The sequence below is a fragment of the Variovorax sp. PEI5 genome, from assembly GCF_056679935.1.
Genome location: NZ_JBWXPH010000005.1, coordinates 1 through 14,837 on the forward strand (window position 1 = coordinate 1; position 14,837 = coordinate 14,837).

General features: G+C 62.8%; 19 protein-coding genes and 1 pseudogene. 15 read left to right on the forward strand and 5 right to left on the reverse strand.

Annotated elements, in window-relative coordinates:
- Window positions 1-1,876 precede the first annotated feature (1,876 nt).
- Window positions 1,877-2,017, forward strand: coding sequence for a hypothetical protein (locus AC1MLT_RS23670; RefSeq protein WP_481036976.1), 141 nt, complete (start codon window positions 1,877-1,879; stop codon window positions 2,015-2,017).
- A gap of 34 nt (window positions 2,018-2,051) precedes the next feature.
- Here AC1MLT_RS23670 and AC1MLT_RS23675 read toward each other — a convergent pair whose 3' ends face one another.
- Both AC1MLT_RS23675 and AC1MLT_RS23680 read right to left on the reverse strand, forming a co-directional pair.
- Window positions 2,052-2,291 carry a hypothetical protein gene (locus tag AC1MLT_RS23675; protein WP_481036977.1) on the reverse strand — a complete coding sequence of 80 codons (240 nt, stop codon included), beginning with the start codon at window positions 2,289-2,291 and terminating at the stop codon, window positions 2,052-2,054.
- The gene (locus tag AC1MLT_RS23680) at window positions 2,288-2,665 is read right to left on the reverse strand and encodes a hypothetical protein (protein ID WP_481036978.1); all 378 of its coding nucleotides are present in this window, start codon (window positions 2,663-2,665) and stop codon (window positions 2,288-2,290) included. Before AC1MLT_RS23680 ends, AC1MLT_RS23675 begins: the two co-directional genes overlap by 4 nt.
- 1,144 nt (window positions 2,666-3,809) lie before the next feature.
- Here AC1MLT_RS23680 and AC1MLT_RS23685 point away from each other — a divergent pair.
- Window positions 3,810-4,117: pseudogene (locus AC1MLT_RS23685) on the forward strand (type II toxin-antitoxin system HigB family toxin).
- 56 nt (window positions 4,118-4,173) lie between these two features.
- On the forward strand, window positions 4,174-4,548 hold the full coding sequence (locus tag AC1MLT_RS23690) for a helix-turn-helix domain-containing protein (protein WP_481036979.1): 375 nt from the start codon (window positions 4,174-4,176) through the stop codon (window positions 4,546-4,548).
- A gap of 981 nt (window positions 4,549-5,529) precedes the next feature.
- Here AC1MLT_RS23690 and AC1MLT_RS23695 read toward each other — a convergent pair.
- The gene (locus tag AC1MLT_RS23695) at window positions 5,530-5,769 is read right to left on the reverse strand and encodes a hypothetical protein (protein ID WP_481036980.1); all 240 of its coding nucleotides are present in this window, start codon (window positions 5,767-5,769) and stop codon (window positions 5,530-5,532) included.
- A gap of 239 nt (window positions 5,770-6,008) precedes the next feature.
- The gene (locus AC1MLT_RS23700) at window positions 6,009-6,380 is read right to left on the reverse strand and encodes a helix-turn-helix domain-containing protein (RefSeq protein ID WP_481036982.1); all 372 of its coding nucleotides are present in this window, start codon (window positions 6,378-6,380) and stop codon (window positions 6,009-6,011) included.
- A gap of 107 nt (window positions 6,381-6,487) precedes the next feature.
- On the opposite strand from AC1MLT_RS23700, the gene AC1MLT_RS23705 reads away from it, so the two are divergent.
- Together AC1MLT_RS23705 and AC1MLT_RS23710 are read left to right on the forward strand one after the other, a co-directional pair.
- A complete protein-coding gene (locus AC1MLT_RS23705; protein ID WP_481036984.1) occupies window positions 6,488-6,802 on the forward strand; it encodes a hypothetical protein in 315 nt (104 codons plus the stop codon).
- Between the two features lie 89 nt (window positions 6,803-6,891).
- The gene (locus AC1MLT_RS23710) at window positions 6,892-7,077 is read left to right on the forward strand and encodes a hypothetical protein (RefSeq protein WP_481036985.1); all 186 of its coding nucleotides are present in this window, start codon (window positions 6,892-6,894) and stop codon (window positions 7,075-7,077) included.
- A 518-nt stretch (window positions 7,078-7,595) separates the two neighbouring features.
- Here the strand turns inward: AC1MLT_RS23710 and AC1MLT_RS23715 are convergent.
- The gene (locus AC1MLT_RS23715) at window positions 7,596-7,958 is read right to left on the reverse strand and encodes a hypothetical protein (RefSeq protein ID WP_481036987.1); all 363 of its coding nucleotides are present in this window, start codon (window positions 7,956-7,958) and stop codon (window positions 7,596-7,598) included.
- 149 nt (window positions 7,959-8,107) lie between these two features.
- On the opposite strand from AC1MLT_RS23715, the gene AC1MLT_RS23720 reads away from it, so the two are divergent.
- The 10 genes from AC1MLT_RS23720 to AC1MLT_RS23765 all read left to right on the forward strand — a co-directional run bounded on the left by AC1MLT_RS23720 (window position 8,108) and on the right by AC1MLT_RS23765 (window position 14,822).
- Entirely contained in the window at window positions 8,108-8,461 is a 354-nt protein-coding gene (locus AC1MLT_RS23720; RefSeq protein ID WP_481036989.1) for a hypothetical protein, read from the forward strand.
- A gap of 404 nt (window positions 8,462-8,865) precedes the next feature.
- The gene (locus tag AC1MLT_RS23725; protein ID WP_481036991.1) at window positions 8,866-9,165 is read left to right on the forward strand and encodes a hypothetical protein; all 300 of its coding nucleotides are present in this window, start codon (window positions 8,866-8,868) and stop codon (window positions 9,163-9,165) included.
- Window positions 9,162-9,920 (forward strand): hypothetical protein, encoded by a 759-nt coding sequence (locus tag AC1MLT_RS23730; protein WP_481036993.1) that lies wholly within the window; start codon window positions 9,162-9,164, stop codon window positions 9,918-9,920. The genes AC1MLT_RS23725 and AC1MLT_RS23730 overlap by 4 nt, the downstream gene beginning before the upstream one ends.
- A 332-nt stretch (window positions 9,921-10,252) precedes the next feature.
- Entirely contained in the window at window positions 10,253-10,477 is a 225-nt protein-coding gene (locus AC1MLT_RS23735) for a helix-turn-helix domain-containing protein (protein WP_481036995.1), read from the forward strand.
- 77 nt (window positions 10,478-10,554) lie between these two features.
- A complete protein-coding gene (locus tag AC1MLT_RS23740; protein ID WP_481036997.1) occupies window positions 10,555-10,872 on the forward strand; it encodes a hypothetical protein in 318 nt (105 codons plus the stop codon).
- Complete coding sequence (locus AC1MLT_RS23745) at window positions 10,866-11,777, forward strand: ParB/RepB/Spo0J family partition protein (RefSeq protein WP_481036998.1); 912 nt, start codon at window positions 10,866-10,868, stop codon at window positions 11,775-11,777. Before AC1MLT_RS23740 ends, AC1MLT_RS23745 begins: the two co-directional genes overlap by 7 nt.
- Window positions 11,774-13,306 carry a DEAD/DEAH box helicase gene (locus tag AC1MLT_RS23750; RefSeq protein ID WP_481037000.1) on the forward strand — a complete coding sequence of 511 codons (1,533 nt, stop codon included), beginning with the start codon at window positions 11,774-11,776 and terminating at the stop codon, window positions 13,304-13,306. Before AC1MLT_RS23745 ends, AC1MLT_RS23750 begins: the two co-directional genes overlap by 4 nt.
- Window positions 13,303-14,202: a toprim domain-containing protein gene (locus AC1MLT_RS23755; RefSeq protein WP_481037002.1), complete on the forward strand. Its 900-nt coding sequence runs from the start codon at window positions 13,303-13,305 to the stop codon at window positions 14,200-14,202. The genes AC1MLT_RS23750 and AC1MLT_RS23755 overlap by 4 nt, the downstream gene beginning before the upstream one ends.
- A gap of 57 nt (window positions 14,203-14,259) precedes the next feature.
- Complete coding sequence (locus tag AC1MLT_RS23760) at window positions 14,260-14,484, forward strand: helix-turn-helix domain-containing protein (RefSeq protein ID WP_481037004.1); 225 nt, start codon at window positions 14,260-14,262, stop codon at window positions 14,482-14,484.
- Window positions 14,481-14,822 (forward strand): hypothetical protein, encoded by a 342-nt coding sequence (locus AC1MLT_RS23765; RefSeq protein WP_481037005.1) that lies wholly within the window; start codon window positions 14,481-14,483, stop codon window positions 14,820-14,822. Before AC1MLT_RS23760 ends, AC1MLT_RS23765 begins: the two co-directional genes overlap by 4 nt.
- The last annotated feature ends 15 nt before the right edge of the window (window positions 14,823-14,837 follow it).

Consider the following 14,837-nt stretch of genomic DNA (forward strand, 5'->3'; position numbering starts at 1 on the left):
CCATGATCGACTACCTGAGGAAGTGAGTAGGTACGCAGATGAGCAGATGCGTACCTACATATTTGATAAACCGTGAACTAGTTCACACTGTACGTATTCACATATTCAGCGTTCTACGAGAAAATGTGCTGGTCAACGTGCCGGCCAAGTCGTGACACCCAATTAAGAGCCTTTGCTCATGCGTTCCCGCCCCTCGGGGCACCCTGGCCGGTACGGGGAACGCAGTAGCAAGGGCTTTCGCGTTTCCGGGCCGCACTCCGCGCGATAGCAGGGGCCGCACGTGGGGCCGCTCGGAAGAAAACCGCATAGTCAGACACGCCGCAAGGCACCGGTGCAACTCCGCATGTGATCTGATCGGCTGGTATATGCGTCGAAGCCGGGGGATGCTGGAGGGGAACAACGGCCAGCACATACGACGAACCCTCAGGGTGGTGATACCGACTCTCTTCCTTCTCCAACGGTGCTTGGGGTAGGGGGAGGTATTCGGGTGATATTCCTCCCCCTGCAACCCTTCTTCGGAATGCTGATATTCAGCGAAAGGTCCGTTCCAGACAGGCGGGGGCCAAAACGGCGCTGACATTTTCAGGTCGCGAGCAGCTCAAACGCCGGCGGTCGATTCACCTTCAGCAGCAGTTCACTGATCGCCGTCGGCAACAGGTTCGGCCCATCGTCACGTCGGTTGGTCAACACCCGGCAGGATGATGCGGCAGCTGTCGACGCGCCCAGCACGACTCTCCAGTGTTGACGCACGTCGACCCCTCGCTTTCAGCTGCCGCGTGCGTACAGCGATAGCACCACCACGGCAGGGCCTCAATGCAGCGGCGAGCGCGACATCGCCGATGCACTGCGGTGAGCGCTGCAGCTTCACCACGCAACGTAGTTCAGCCGCACCCCCCAGGACAAAGGGCGGCCGCCAGCACTGTGCGCCAGGCCTAGAGCCGGCCGGGCAGGTCCGAAAGTGCGGCGTGATGTGGGCGGCCCGGCCGAGAGTGGGGCTGGCGGTGTATCGCGCCGGCTCCTCCAGAGTCAACGGCAGTCCTGCCAGCATCAGCACGACGCGGTCGCAGGCTGCGGTCACGGGCCGGCCACGGCTCAACGTCATTGCTGAGCCGTGCAAGATGCCCAGGCTTTTCGACTTGGCCGGCATCCAGCTCGAGTCACAGCCCACTCACACGTGCGTTACTCCTGAGTCACGCGTGACGCACGCAGGCATCACTGCTCCTGAAGCTGTCCGCGCACCAAGGGACAACCTGTCACGCGGACAGGTGCTACTTGTCCGGCGGACAGGTGCGTGACAAGGGCGGGACACGGACACCGCCCTGACCATCTCGGATGATGAGCAGGATCTCGGAAAGGGCTCTGGAGGAGGCTTGCAAGGGGCTGCGGAGCGTCAAGTGGCGTCCCCGTCGCCTTCACCCAAATGCTAAGTTTTGCTAAGTCATCAGCGCATGTGGACGTCGCTCTGCCCGACGCAAGAGGTCTCCAATCTGTTCGCAGACATTAGGTTTTATTAGCTGTTTCCTTAGCGGCAGAACGCGCGAAAACGTCATCTCGATCGAGCGATCGGGCGCGTATCTGCCCTATGGCCATGACCAGACCAGCCGCCTGGCCGGGTTGAGCATTGAGCTGCCTCAGTGCCGGCCCATGGGGAGGGTGACAGAGCTAAGTTTGACAGCCATCGGCGGGCCATTGTGCTGAGGGCGAAGCTGATCGCCGTCACCCTGGACCTGCCGCACTGCCAGAAAATGCAGATTCATGCGGCTTGCCGAGCCCTACTGGCTCATCAAAATGTATGACCCAATCCTGGTCCGCGCGCCACAGAATGCAGGACATGGACTACATAGAATTGATGTCAGCAGCCCTAGGAGCGCTAGCTATGGCCTCGGTGCTCTATGGCTGCATGGCAGCAGCAGGACGAGAAAATCTCTCGAGCTTGGATGTCGACATGGTGACCATGTCAGCTGTGGCAACCTTCATCTCGATGATGGTTGCCAACCACCCTGAATGGCTGTCATAGAGGCCATGGGCCAGCTACACAGGCAACGATCCATTCACAGCTCGAACAGCTGCCCCCTGATCACGTCGCCGATTGTGTCCTCGGTGCATTCCGGGTTGGGATAGCGGTCGACCAACTGCGCGCACAGCGTGACGATCTCGGTGGCGAAATCGACCTGCATCTGATCGATCGGATCGCCCGGCCGGATCACGCCAGCGCGCACTGCGGCCTCGGCGAAGAGCATGCGGATCTCGCGCGCCGGGATGCCAGCCAGGAAGCTCTCGTCGAGGTTCATCTGCGATCCTTTGATGTGTAGTCGGGCTCAGGCAATCCCCAGCGCCTCGCGTACTCGACGCCAGACTGCTCGCGCCATCCCAGCTTCGTCAATGTTTTTGCGGGCTCGGGTTCATCACCCTGGGTGAACACATGGGGCACGCACCACCAAGTCTGCAGGTGATAGTCAGCCTTGATGTTCTTGATGCCGCGCGAGAGCGGAATGATTTCGACGCCGGTGATGAGCAGGCCGTTGCCGCGGATCTTCAAAAGGCGGGCACGATCGAGCACCGGGAAGACATAGGTCTCGCCGCCGGGAACGACCAGTGCGGCGATCATCACGTTCCATTCAGGCGTCTTGCCGATCAGCCGCTGGCGATAGGTCAGTTCGCCCACGCTGCCGCCTTGCCTGATCGCATCGGGATCGAGCTTCTGGCCCTTGTGGCGGAGGCGGTAGGCAGTACAAAGCACTGTGAAAGCATACAGTTCTCTGCGCTCGAAACCGCTGATTCATTTCGGCCCACTTCGCGCCGCGCCATTGCGGCCGGCCATCGGCTTCAACAAAATCATTCTCATGGGCTGGTCATACCGGCCCTATCGGGGGGCGACCCGTGGCGCTTGACCACGGCCCAGCGTGCCCTCGCTTCCCAAACATCCGCTACGATGCCCTCGGTTGGGCACTGGCTAAATGGGGATTTCGCAAGACCCCCGTCATTGGAAGTAGTGTCAGAAGCGCCTCGGTCATCCGGGGCGTTTTTCTTTGTGCCGGTCACATCCAGGTACTGTGTGCGGTACGCGCTGGGCGCGCACGGTCCAGCCCACTGGACTCGCTTCGCTCGTTCAGCGCCCATCTGCGCCACGATGGACGCGCCGCAGCTTTAACATGGATTAACGAGGCCGCGCAGGCCGGGCAGTGATTGGCCGGGCTAGATTCCCACGATGCTGGGCACGCTCTCCACCGGCGGCCGGGCGCCACTCCACCCTCGACCCGCAGCCGGCCAGCCAGTGCCAGCGACCTCCGACCCCTCGCACACGACGCGAACGGTGGCGCGGCAGCCGCCCGGCCGGTCAGGTCACGCAGCTGCCCACTGCCCCTCCCTGCATCGATGCCATGCGGCAGAGCCCTGGCCACCGGTGGCCGAGACGACCACATCCTCCAGGTCTCGCCCGGCTCGGCCAGGACGGCGTGGTGATAGCGCCCGGCCCCTTGTGCCTGGCCATAGCCCGCAACCGACCGGCTCGATCGCGTGAAGAAGCACTTCGACGCTCGCCGAAGGGTCGCCGGTCGACGTCATCTCCGGGAGATCAGCCACACGAGGATCAAGAACAACACGGCGCCCTCAGGGTGGGCGTCGAACAAGGGCACAAGGCCCGCGAAGGCGAGGATGAGTTTCATCCTTCAGGCATGCTACGAAGACGCGCACGGGATTGGCATCAAAGCTCGGCACCAGCTGAGCCGCGAGGCCTGCCCACGCTGGCGGCCCAAGCGCAAAAACCTGGAGCTGAAGCACGAGTCCCAATTTGGGACTAAAATACGTGCATGCGTGTCATCTCCCTACCCACCCTGAAAACTTCTGGGAGATGCCAGCCCACCGAGATGCAGAGCAGCCGCTGCGTGCTTGGTACTCCGAAGCGATGGCCGCGACTTGGTTGAACCCGGCGGAGTTGAAAGCACAGTTCAGGAGCGCCAGTATCTTGAAAGGCAACCGGGTCGTGTTCAACATCAAGGGCAATGACTACCGGCTGATCACGGCGATCGTCTTTAGGTATCAAGCCGTCTACGTGAAGTTCATTGGCACTCACGCGGAATATGACAAGGTAGATGCCGAGACCGTTGATCACTCCTAGTAGGGGCGAGCTGTCGGCAACCGTTATGAAGGCGCAGATGCGCCGTGGAGAAGAAAATGTTTGTCCGTCCTATCCGCAATCATGCGGACTACCGGGCTGCACTTGCTGAAGTGTCGTCCCTCATGGACCGCGACCCCGATCTGGGAACGCCCGAGGGCGACCAGCTCGACGTCCTGGTGACGCTCGTTCAAGCCTACGAGGCCAAGCACTACGCCATCGACGCACCTAGCCCGATCGAGGCGATCAAGTTCCGCATGGACCAAGCGGGGCTTACTGTCGGGGACATGGTGCCCTACATCGGCCCACGCAATCGCGTGTACGAGGTGCTCAACGGCAAGCGCCCTCTGACCATGCCCATGATCCGCCGCTTGCTCACCCTGGGCATTCCGGCCGCCTCGCTGATCGGCGAGCCTGAGCCTGTCGCAGCCTGAATTTCTGCGCTCCATCAGGCCCGCCACGTGCGGGCTTTTTCATGTCCGCCTGATCCTCAGCTGGCAGCACACGCCCTCCACACATCTGCATATCCACACATACACATCTGCGCATGTGCGGAGAAAGGGGACGGAAGACCGCACGCAGATCAACAGCTGCCGCTCGGCGGGGCCGCTGCGGCAGGTAGTCGCCAAGCAGGCTTGCCGCACCCATGCGATCGCTAGGCGACTGCTATGCGATTGGCATACGACCCGGTGGCGACCCGGTGGCGACCCAGTAGGCGACCGGTAGGCGACGGCGTATGCGACGACCATAGCCAAGACGCGCATGACGACACCTGTGAGCACCGCGGTGCGAGGAAGGGACGATGAAGGGGGTGGGACTGCGCTACATGTCCTGCCCCGTCACATGGCTGCGTTTCGGGCATGTCATGTGGCATCACATCTCCTCAAGCATGGGGCCTGGGTGGTGGCCATGGGGGTGCCGCACGGGTTCTCTCCAGAATCGGAAACCCAGCCGGTTCCTACTGGGTTCCAGTCGGGTTTCGATCGGGTGCCGATCGTTGGGCAATGGACGCGTGCAACGGGGCAGAATAGGTGAAGTGCTAGCACCGGCAGAGCCGGCACTTTCACATCACTTCCTGAAGCCACCATTCGCACCTGCGACGCTCAAAAGTGGGTGCCTGATGGTGTGACGAAGCGAGCAACACACGCCGGCGACGCACGACTACGACCTCTGCGGGCTCACGGTCTGGGAGCGCGACCCATCGACATGACCAGGGCCCGCAGGAGGAAATCCTCAGCCTTAGGAACAGCCATGCGCCCTCGGTGTACGGCGCGCTCCTGCTAAATGGTGCTAAGGCACGAAAGTACCCATGGGTTCACCCTGCGGCTCAACACGCACCAGGGTGAGGAGGGCAGGCTTCGTCTCGTGGAACCCCGTGGAGACCCAGCCGACGAAGCTGAGGACGTTAAGTTTGGTTAAGTCTTGCCACTGCGGCAGTGCTCAGAAAGCGCCTCCGAGGCCGCGGCATAGTCCCGGTGCGCATCAACGTACTCGGCGTAATCCTTCGCTTCCGGCCATGGCGATGTGCTGCCCGGCAGCAGTGACAGACGGATCTTCTCGTCGATTCGCGCGTTTACCTCTTCGCGCACCTGCTCCTTCAAATCGAAATCGGCCTGTAGCCGGGCGCGGGTCGTGGACTGGGTGGTGACTTGCATAGGTGCGGCTCCTGTGGTGATCAGAAAATAGTAGCCCGCCGCCCGAGCGCGTCATTGCACTGATGATCGCTCCGCTCGGGTCGCCCCGGGCCTAACTGCCTCCGCACCCGGTGCGGACCCTCTTGTTCCACTGCGTGCAAGGGTGCAGGGTGCTCAAGTTCGCGACTGCCTGAAGTCGTCGTCGTTGGTAAGTGAATCGCCTCCTCGCGGCAGGCCCATGGCGCTTGGCACAAGCCTTTTCATGCCTTGGTTGATTGCAGGCGACGCCGCGCCACTTCAGCCCACTGTCGCACCTGAAATGCTTGGAACTCTGGCAACACCGCTGACACCCGCTCGAAGCCCTTTGGCAGGCTCGGAGCAGCTTGCCTGTCTCCGTTGAGCTCAACAACCTCAGCTGGCGTTAGATCAGTCGCCTCGAGCATGTACGGCAACGACACGCCCAAGGCATCCGCGATAGATGCCATGATTCTGAGTGAAGGGTTGGCTTTTCCATGCGTGAGGTCCGACAGGAACGACATTGAGAGGTCTGCACGCTCGGCAAGCTCTACTTTGTTGAGGCCTTGCTCTTCCATCAGCCGCAGGATGTTGGTCACGAAGATCTGGATGCTCATGGCGGCAATCATGCTCCCAGTGAAAAGGATCCAGACTGGCATAGGCTGCAGTCCGACTTGACGCAGCCTGAGCAGCCGCTGGGAGCGCCGATTGCCCCTTCCTACCTATGAACTACACCGAACTCGTTCCTGCTGCGATAGCCGCCTTGGCAACAGCGGTCTTCATCCATCTGCGGCAGATGAAGTTGAGAAGAAGCCCTTCTCTCAAAGGTCACCTAGACATCGTCCTCATGGCGTCGACGGCGATGTTCTTGCTGGTGATGGTCATCCAACATCCGGAATGGTTGACGGCCGCTGAAATGGACCTCAATCAAGGCTCGGCCGTGACCTTAGCCATTGAGTCGCTGCAGCCGGCTACCTTCGCAGTAGATTCATCCAACCTTCGGTTACTAAGTCGCCTTTTCGTGTTGCCTGCCACATAGCATGGAGTTAACGAGGGTAGCGGCCCGATGCAGTCCGTCATCCGCGTGCATGATTCGATGCAAGCCTACAACCCTCAGAATGCGCCCTAATGAGCTACCTCGAACTGCTGTCTGCAACGCTGGCGGCTGGGGCTTCGGCTTCGGTGGTGTACTTGGGCTCAGTGGCTACGATCCGCGAAGATCTTACAACCTTAGACGTGGACATGGCAACCGTGACAGGCATGTTCACTTTCGTCGCAATGATGATTGCCCGGCACCCTGAATGGGTCATGTAAGCCCCACAATGAACGGGCGGCGGTGCTGAATCGACTGATCACCGGTAGCGCGGGGCAAGATGGCATGAGCCCACTCGTATCCGGGCGCACTATCTGGCTTGTTTGCAGCTCGATGAAAAGCAGATGGGAACGCCAATTGCCCATTCCAATCCATGGACCGAAATATGTTCGCCCCGGCCGGGTTAGCTGCGATGGCAGCTGCATTCCTCGTGCACCTGCCCATGATGAGATCCGATGAGATAGCAAAGCTTAGAGATCACATCGATGTTGTCGTCATAGGCACGACTGCGACGCTCTTGGCCATCTTGGTTGACCAGCATCCAGAGTGGCTGATCTAACTAGCGTGGATCTCGACAAGATAAACCATAGGACTCAGTTAGCGCCAGGCATGGGGGCAAAAGATCTCCTTCCAGATGATTCAGTTACACGCTTGCGCTGCTTCATGCGGAACTGGTGTCATCAACGTTCAATCCTGGGGTGGCTCAAAGCCACTGTTAGCCCGCTGACCTGAGATACGGTCAGCGGGCTCTTTCTTCGGCTGCCATCTGGGCTAACTTGTCGGCTTTGAATTTGTTCAGACGTGTGTGTGACGCTTGAGCTCCGGCGATCGAGGCATGTCGCTGACCGAGCAACGTGACTGTCTCGTCTGGATGGAGAACAGCTTCGACGCTGAAAGGAGCCATCCCACTGATGAGCACGGGTCGGACCTCTGAGTGATGGCGGCCTTCCTCCCATCGTGTCTCGATCCGCCAGCCGATGATGTCTTCGCCAACGGAAAGGACGCCGTCCACGTCATAAATCACTCGATAGCCGGGCGCTGCGGGAATGATCGAGAGATGGGGAGGGGGGCCGTAATCGAACTCGTAATCGCTCTCAGACATGTGGCTCCACCATCGGTAGTTGTGATGTCGCCCAGCGTATCACTCGCGAGGGGGCTCGGGGGCAGTGGACGGAAGCGGAAAAGCGCCCCCTGATAGGTGAGCCTCGCCGGGGACCATCGTTGCCTATGGCAACCCCCAGGAAGACACCGATGAAGGCCCCGGCTCCGAAGCCCGAGAAGAAGCGCGCGCCCGCGAAGAAGGCACCCGCACCCAAGGGCGCGAAGAAGCCCGCGCGCACCCTCAAGCCCGAGGCAAACCAGGCTCTCGCGCCCGTGGTGGCGATCGACGAGGACGCGCCAACGGCGGACGACCACGACCTGGGCGGGCTGTCGGTCCGGGCGGCTCGGTTCATCGATCTGTACCTCGCCACGCACAAGGTGGGGGAGAGCTACATCGAGGCCGGCTTCGTCGTGAAGAGCCTCGCGGTGGCCCAGGCATGCGGGTCGAGGACGCTAAGTTTGGCTAAGCCCCGCGCAGTCCTAGAAATAAAAAAGTTTGGATGAATAGTGTACTTTTCTCACTTGATGGGTGTACTATTTGGTCATGGTATCAGACAAAAAACAGCTTGAGGACCGATTGAAACCGGGCCGGAAACCTTTGGTCGAAGGCAGCGTGACTGTGCCCGTGACCATGAAGCTCACGCCTATGCAAAAGGAAAAGCTGTTTCGCCTGGGGGGTGCACCTTGGGTACGCGATCGCATCGACAGGGCGAAGGAGCCAACGCCGAAAGAATGACGCCGTGCTGCAGGGCGGCGGGACCGGTGAGACGGTTCTGTATCTGCAGCGAATCTAGGCGGCCGGAAGGGTGGTGAGACACCCAACCAGCCTGAACACCAAGTGCACAACCTTCGAAAGCGAGCACTCAATGTCTACCCGTAAGTCTACTCAAGCCGCGCCTGCGGCGTCCGTGAACGAATCTGCAGAGATCGTTCTTTCTCCAGCCGCTGCGCGTCCATGCGAGCCGCTCGGCACAACCATCCTCGATCTGGGCGCCCGGATAGGCGTGTTGGATCAGCGCAGCCGGAAGCTGATGGGTGTCATGCTGCAATGGCTCGCCGATGAGCCGGACGATGCGCCAGAAATCGCAGACAAGGTGATGGCCCTGGCACGGGTCCAGCAGCCCATGGTGCGAAGCGCGGAACTGCATCAGGCGCTGAATCGCCCGAACGCTCGCGCACACGTTGCTTCGAAGGGGGTGCAATCGTGAGCGCCGCCGTCACCAAGGCACCGCGCAAGGCCGCCACCTCCAAGAAGACGGCCTCCCATCCCCAAACAGATCTCGCTGCCGCATTCGCTCGCGGCCGTGACCATGCCATTGCCATGATGCGTGAGGCCGTACTGCTGGGCTCGGCGCGCGAACCATGGCGCAGCCTGCGTGATGGCGAAGCGCAAGACAACCTCGTTGCTGCCTACCTCGGAGATCTCGACCGCGACGTCTCTCTACGTCCCGGCTTCACTGCGATCTTGTCGGCGGCCATACAGAACGAGATCGACTTGTCAGCCCTGGCTTCGATCACCATGGCCGAGACCCAGGCCGGCGCAATCGGTGAGGACGGCACGATGGTCCTGCCGGCGGCTAACCCCAAGCCCGAGGCTGCCCCGGTGCCGGCCGAGGCCAGCCCCAAGAGTCCTATCGACGAGGTGGCCGACATCCTCGACTCCGCCGAGCAAATCCTCGACGACCTGCTCGAGGGCTTAAACGATTCCGCGCCTTACGGAGCGCACACGCTGCTCAAGATCGCGCAGAGGCAGCTCGGCCAATCAGCTCAAGAACAGACCGAAGAAGCGATCGACAACGCCAGTATTGCGATCAACGAAGCGTGTTCGGTGCTGGCGTGTGTGAACGGCAAGTTCGAGAGCATCCGAGTGCAAGGCGTCGTCACGCTGCTGGGCCTCGCGAAGGAAAAGCACGACGTGATCGTCAGCGCCTTCTATGCGGCCAAGCGCGGCGCTGCAGAGTGATGCAGGCGGCCGGGCATTGATTGCCCCGGCCGATCACTCCGCCGAAAGCTGATAGCCAGCGAACGCATTCCGCCTCAATCCGCGTCCAGCAATAGACGGGATTCAGACACCCCATCGCGGGAGAGTGGGACCTCTCCCCATTGGAGAAGACATGGTCATAGCAGTGGGCACACAGAGACAAGATTCAAACAGCCCATAGCGAGACAGTGCTTCTCCAGGCCCGCTAAGTCCTCGCAATGTGAGTCGCCGATACCGAATTGGTGCGCCACACAAAACCAAGATTCCAGCAGGCCAAACGAGAACAGTAGGCATCTCTACCCAAGGAGCTCGACATGGAACAGACCACCTCATTAACTGGCAATCGCGCTTCGCATTCGGTCTTCATGGTGACCGACCAAGCGGCCGCGTATCTCGATGTCCGCCCTGCCACCCTGGCCAACTGGCGATCGATGGGCCAGGGTCCGGCCTACGCCAAGTTGGGCCGGTGCATCAAGTACCGTCGCTCGGATCTCGATGCATTCATCGCGAAAAGCATCCGCCAGGCAGAACCGGCATGACAGACGGAAAAAAGCCCCGGGACCGGTGGAACGGTGCCGAGGGCTCAAGCAAACACTTCGTGAGCCCCGATCGTACCGTGCCCCTTGCATCGCCGTCCAGCACGAGCGTCAGCGCCGACCCCTCCATGGTGCGCCAGGCCGGCCGCGTCCAGCTCTTCCAGCGCCGTGGCATCGCCGAGCAAGGCGCCGTCGGCCTGGCCGAAGTCCTGCGCCGCCGTGACACCGACTTCGACGACCGCCGCATGTGCATCGAGTGCGCCCACCTCCAGCGTGATGGGGGCTGCTTCGCCGCGCGCCAGGGATGGATCCAGGGTGCCGCCGTCTATCTCTCCCCCATCCGAACAATGCTCCAGCGCTGTGAGCGCTTCGAGCCACAAGGGGCGCTGTCATGCTGAACCTCAACCGCATCCGCATCGATGGCGGCACGCAGTCCCGCGTCGAGCTGAATCAAGAGACGGTCGCCGAGTACGCAGAGGCCTACCGCGCCGGCGCATCCTTCCCGCCGATCATCGTCTTCTACGACGGCACCGATCGATGGCTCGCCGACGGCTTCCACCGGTACTTCGGCGCCAAGTCGGCGGGGCTCGAGCAGATCTATGAAGAGGTGATCCCCGGCACGCAGCGCGACGCCGTGCTGTACAGCCTGAAGGCCAATGCGACCCACGGCCTGAAGCGCAGCAACGCCGACAAGCGCAAGGCCGTCGAGACGCTCTTGGCCGATGCCGAATGGGCCGCCTGGAGTGACAGCGCGATCGCCAAGGCCTGCAGCGTCGATCACAAGACCGTCGCAGCACGTCGTGCGACCTCACTTGGGAATTCCCAAGTGAGAGATGAGAGCGCAGCCGCGCGCACCTACACCACCAGGCACGGCACCGAAGCCGTCATGAGGACCTTGAACATCGGCGGGCGCGTGCCTGCCCAGGCGCCCAGCGCCGTCCCGAGCCGCCCAAGCCCACCCGCGCCGCAAGCGGCTGCCGCGCCCTCTGCGCCAGCCCCAGACGGCGACGACGGCTTCGACCCGTTCGACGAGCTGGAGGCGATGAACGAAGAGATCGCGAAACTGCGCAAGCTGCTGGCCACCGACGACAAGGCCGCCGAGGCGCTGCGCTATCAGGACCTCTATGCGCTGGCCCAGCGCCGCAGCGATGAGCACTTGGCCACCATCAACAGCCGCGACCGGCAGATCAAGTTCCTCGCCCGCCAGCTGGAGCGCTGCGGCAAGGCCGTCGGCGAGTTCGATCAGGACAAGATCGCACCGGCGGTCGAAGCGGTGGCTCGCGCCGCGAAGGCGGTCGCATGACCAGCACTGCCGAGTTCACGCCCTACTGGGACGACCGGCTGCGCGAGTACCAGAAGGATGCCATCCGCAGCATGCGCGCGGCCGCCAGGGCAGGGGCGAGGAACATCCTGATCTGCGCGCCCACGGGCTCCGGCAAGACCGAGATCGCGGCGTGCCTGGCCGACATGAACCGGGTCAAGGGAAAGCGCTCTGCCTTCGTGGTCGACCGCAAGTCGCTGATCCACCAGACGAGTGCTGCCTTCGACATGCACGGCATTGATCACGGCGTCGTCCAGGCCGACCATCCGCGCTACCGCCCCAGCATCCCGACGCAGGTGTGCTCGGTCCAGACTCTCGCGCGCCGGCAGTGGCCCGAAGCCGATCTGATCATCGTCGACGAGGCCCACGCCATGAGCAAGGTTGTGGTCGCCCGGCTTGGCCCGCGCACCTCGCGCGCGCTGGGCCTGACTGCGACGCCCTTCACGAAGGGACTCGGCAAGCTCTACGACCACGTCGTCAACGTCACGACGACGAACCAGCTGATCAAGGACGGCTTCCTGTCGAAGTACCGCATTTTTGCGTGCACCGAGCCGGATATGGAGGGCGTGAAGGTCGTCGCCGGCGAGTTCGAGTCCGAAGAGACCGGGAAGCGCGCGCTGCAGGTGGTGGGTGATGTGGTGGCCGAGTACCTGCGGCATGGCGACGGCCGCAAGTTCATCTGCTCGGCGGTCGACACCGCGCACGTCATGGAGCTGCAGCGGCAGTTCCTCGCCGCCGGCGTAAACGTGGCGACCTACACCTACAAGGACCTGGACGAAGACCGCGACGAGACGGTGACCGAGTTTCGCCGTCCCGACAGCGCGATTCGCGGGCTGATCACCGTCACGGCTGCGAGCAAAGGCTTCGACGTCAGCGATATCGGGTGCGTGATCATGGCGCGGCCGCTGCGCAAGTCGCTGGCCGAGCACATCCAGTTCTTCGGCCGGGGCTTGCGCATCCACCCCGACAAAACCGACTGCCTGATCCTCGACCATTCGGGCAACTGCGCCCGGTTCTGGGACGAGTGGAACCATGTCTTCGAGCATGGCGTGTCGGAGCTGGACATGGGCGTGAAGCGCGACAAGCCCAAGGCCGAGAAGAAGGCCGAGGACATGATGGTGACGTGCCCGGCGTGCAGGCACATCCATAAGGCTCAGCCGTTTTGCCCTGGCTGTGGGCACGAATACCCCCGCCGCCAGGCGCTGGAGCACGTGCCCGGCACGCTTCGGGAACTGCTCGCCGCCGGCACGCCGAACGCGATCACCACTGCGCTGTGGCCCCAGGTGTGTGGGTTCGCACGAGAGCGCGACAAGGTGCGCCCCAGCGTCAAAAAGGACGGCGGCCGAGGCTATGCGCTGTGGATCTATCACGAGATCGTCGGCGACTTTCCCCAGGGCCAATACTTCGAGCGCACCGAGCCCGCCGTGCCGAGCCCTGAGGTGCTCAAGAAGATCAAGAGCATCCAGATCCGCAACGCACGCCGGAACCATCCGCAGGGAGCACGGGCATGAGCATGAACTTCCGTGACGTGCTGATGGCCAATGGCCTCGAACCGCGCGACGTGTTCCCCGATGGCCGTTGGTATCGCTGCCCGACGACCGACAAGCCGCGCAAGCGCAACGGCTGCTTCGTGCTGTGGCCGTGCGGCACCCGTGGGTTCTTCAAAAACTACGCGTTGCACGACGACTGGTGCGAATGGCGGGACGAGCATGCCTCCATCGCCCCCAGCATCGAGACACAGCGCCGCATCCGCGAGAACCGCGAGCGTGAGCAGCGCCGGCGTGTTGCCGCCGTCCATGCCGCGCGCCTGTATTGGGACGGCGCCCAGCCCGCCGGGCTGCACCCGTACATCCAACGCAAGGGCCTGTCGATCCTGGGGCTGCGCGGCCTGCGCGAGCGTGACGGCAAGCTGCTCATCCCGATGCGCAAGGGCTCGCTGCTGAGCGTCCAGACCATCAGCGCCGACGGCGAGAAGAAATTCTGGGCCGGCGCGCCGACCAAGGGCACGAGCTTCGAACTCGCGCGCGATCGGGCGTCCATCACGTGCCTAGTCGAAGGGTTGGCGACGGGCCTGGCGGTCTTCCAGGCCGTGCCGCAGGCCCGCGTGATTGTCGCGTTCGACAGCGGCAACCTGGTGCCCGTGGCCGAGAGCCTGCAGCTGCGCGGTGCCGTCGTCGTGTGCGCCGACAACGATCACGGCACGCTTGCCGCGCGCGGCTTCAACCCTGGACTCCTCGCCGCTCAGAAAGTGGCCGACGCCATCGGCTGCGGCATGGCCTACCCGACCGACATCGAGGGCACGGACTGGGCCGACGCACTCAAGGAATGGGGCGAACGAGCCCCGAGCCGCATTCAGCGCGAGATCCTGCGCGGCGTCCGCATGGTGCGGGCAAAGGCGAGCGCGTGATGGCCGCCGCGTCCTCACAAGCCCCGGAAAAGCTCACCCAGACCTGAAAGGAAAACCGTGAACCATCACTCCGACACTTCCACCCCAAGCGCGCCGATCGGTGAACTGCTGCAGACCGACGCGGCCGGCGCATACCTCGACATCAGCCCGTCTACGCTGGCGGGCTGGCGCTCGCTCGGCCAGGGTCCGGCCTACATCAAGATGCATGGCGTGGTCCGCTATCGAAAGCGCGACCTCGACGCTTTCATCGTGGCGAACTTGAAAACGGCAGGTGCCGCATGAGCGCGAACCTGCCTGAAGCACTGTTCACGGTGCGCCTGCGCCCGCTGGCCGACCGACTCGACGCCAACCAGGCGCTCGCGACCGCCACCGCGATCCACGAGACCCCGTCCGTGCTGACCGACCCCCGGCTCGAAGACGCTCTGCTGGAGGCCACCTACGTTGCTCCCAGCACGCGCCTGCTCCTGGCCTGGCCCGACGGCTCGCTGGGCTTTGCGTACCTACTGCGCTCGGGGTGCACCGTTGCCGAGACGATCACCACCGCCTACGGCGCCGCGCGTGCCGCGCTCGAAGCCCTGCACTTGCAGGACGCCGCGCCGGCCGGTGCCATCACGCACTGAGGAGAGACCTATGGC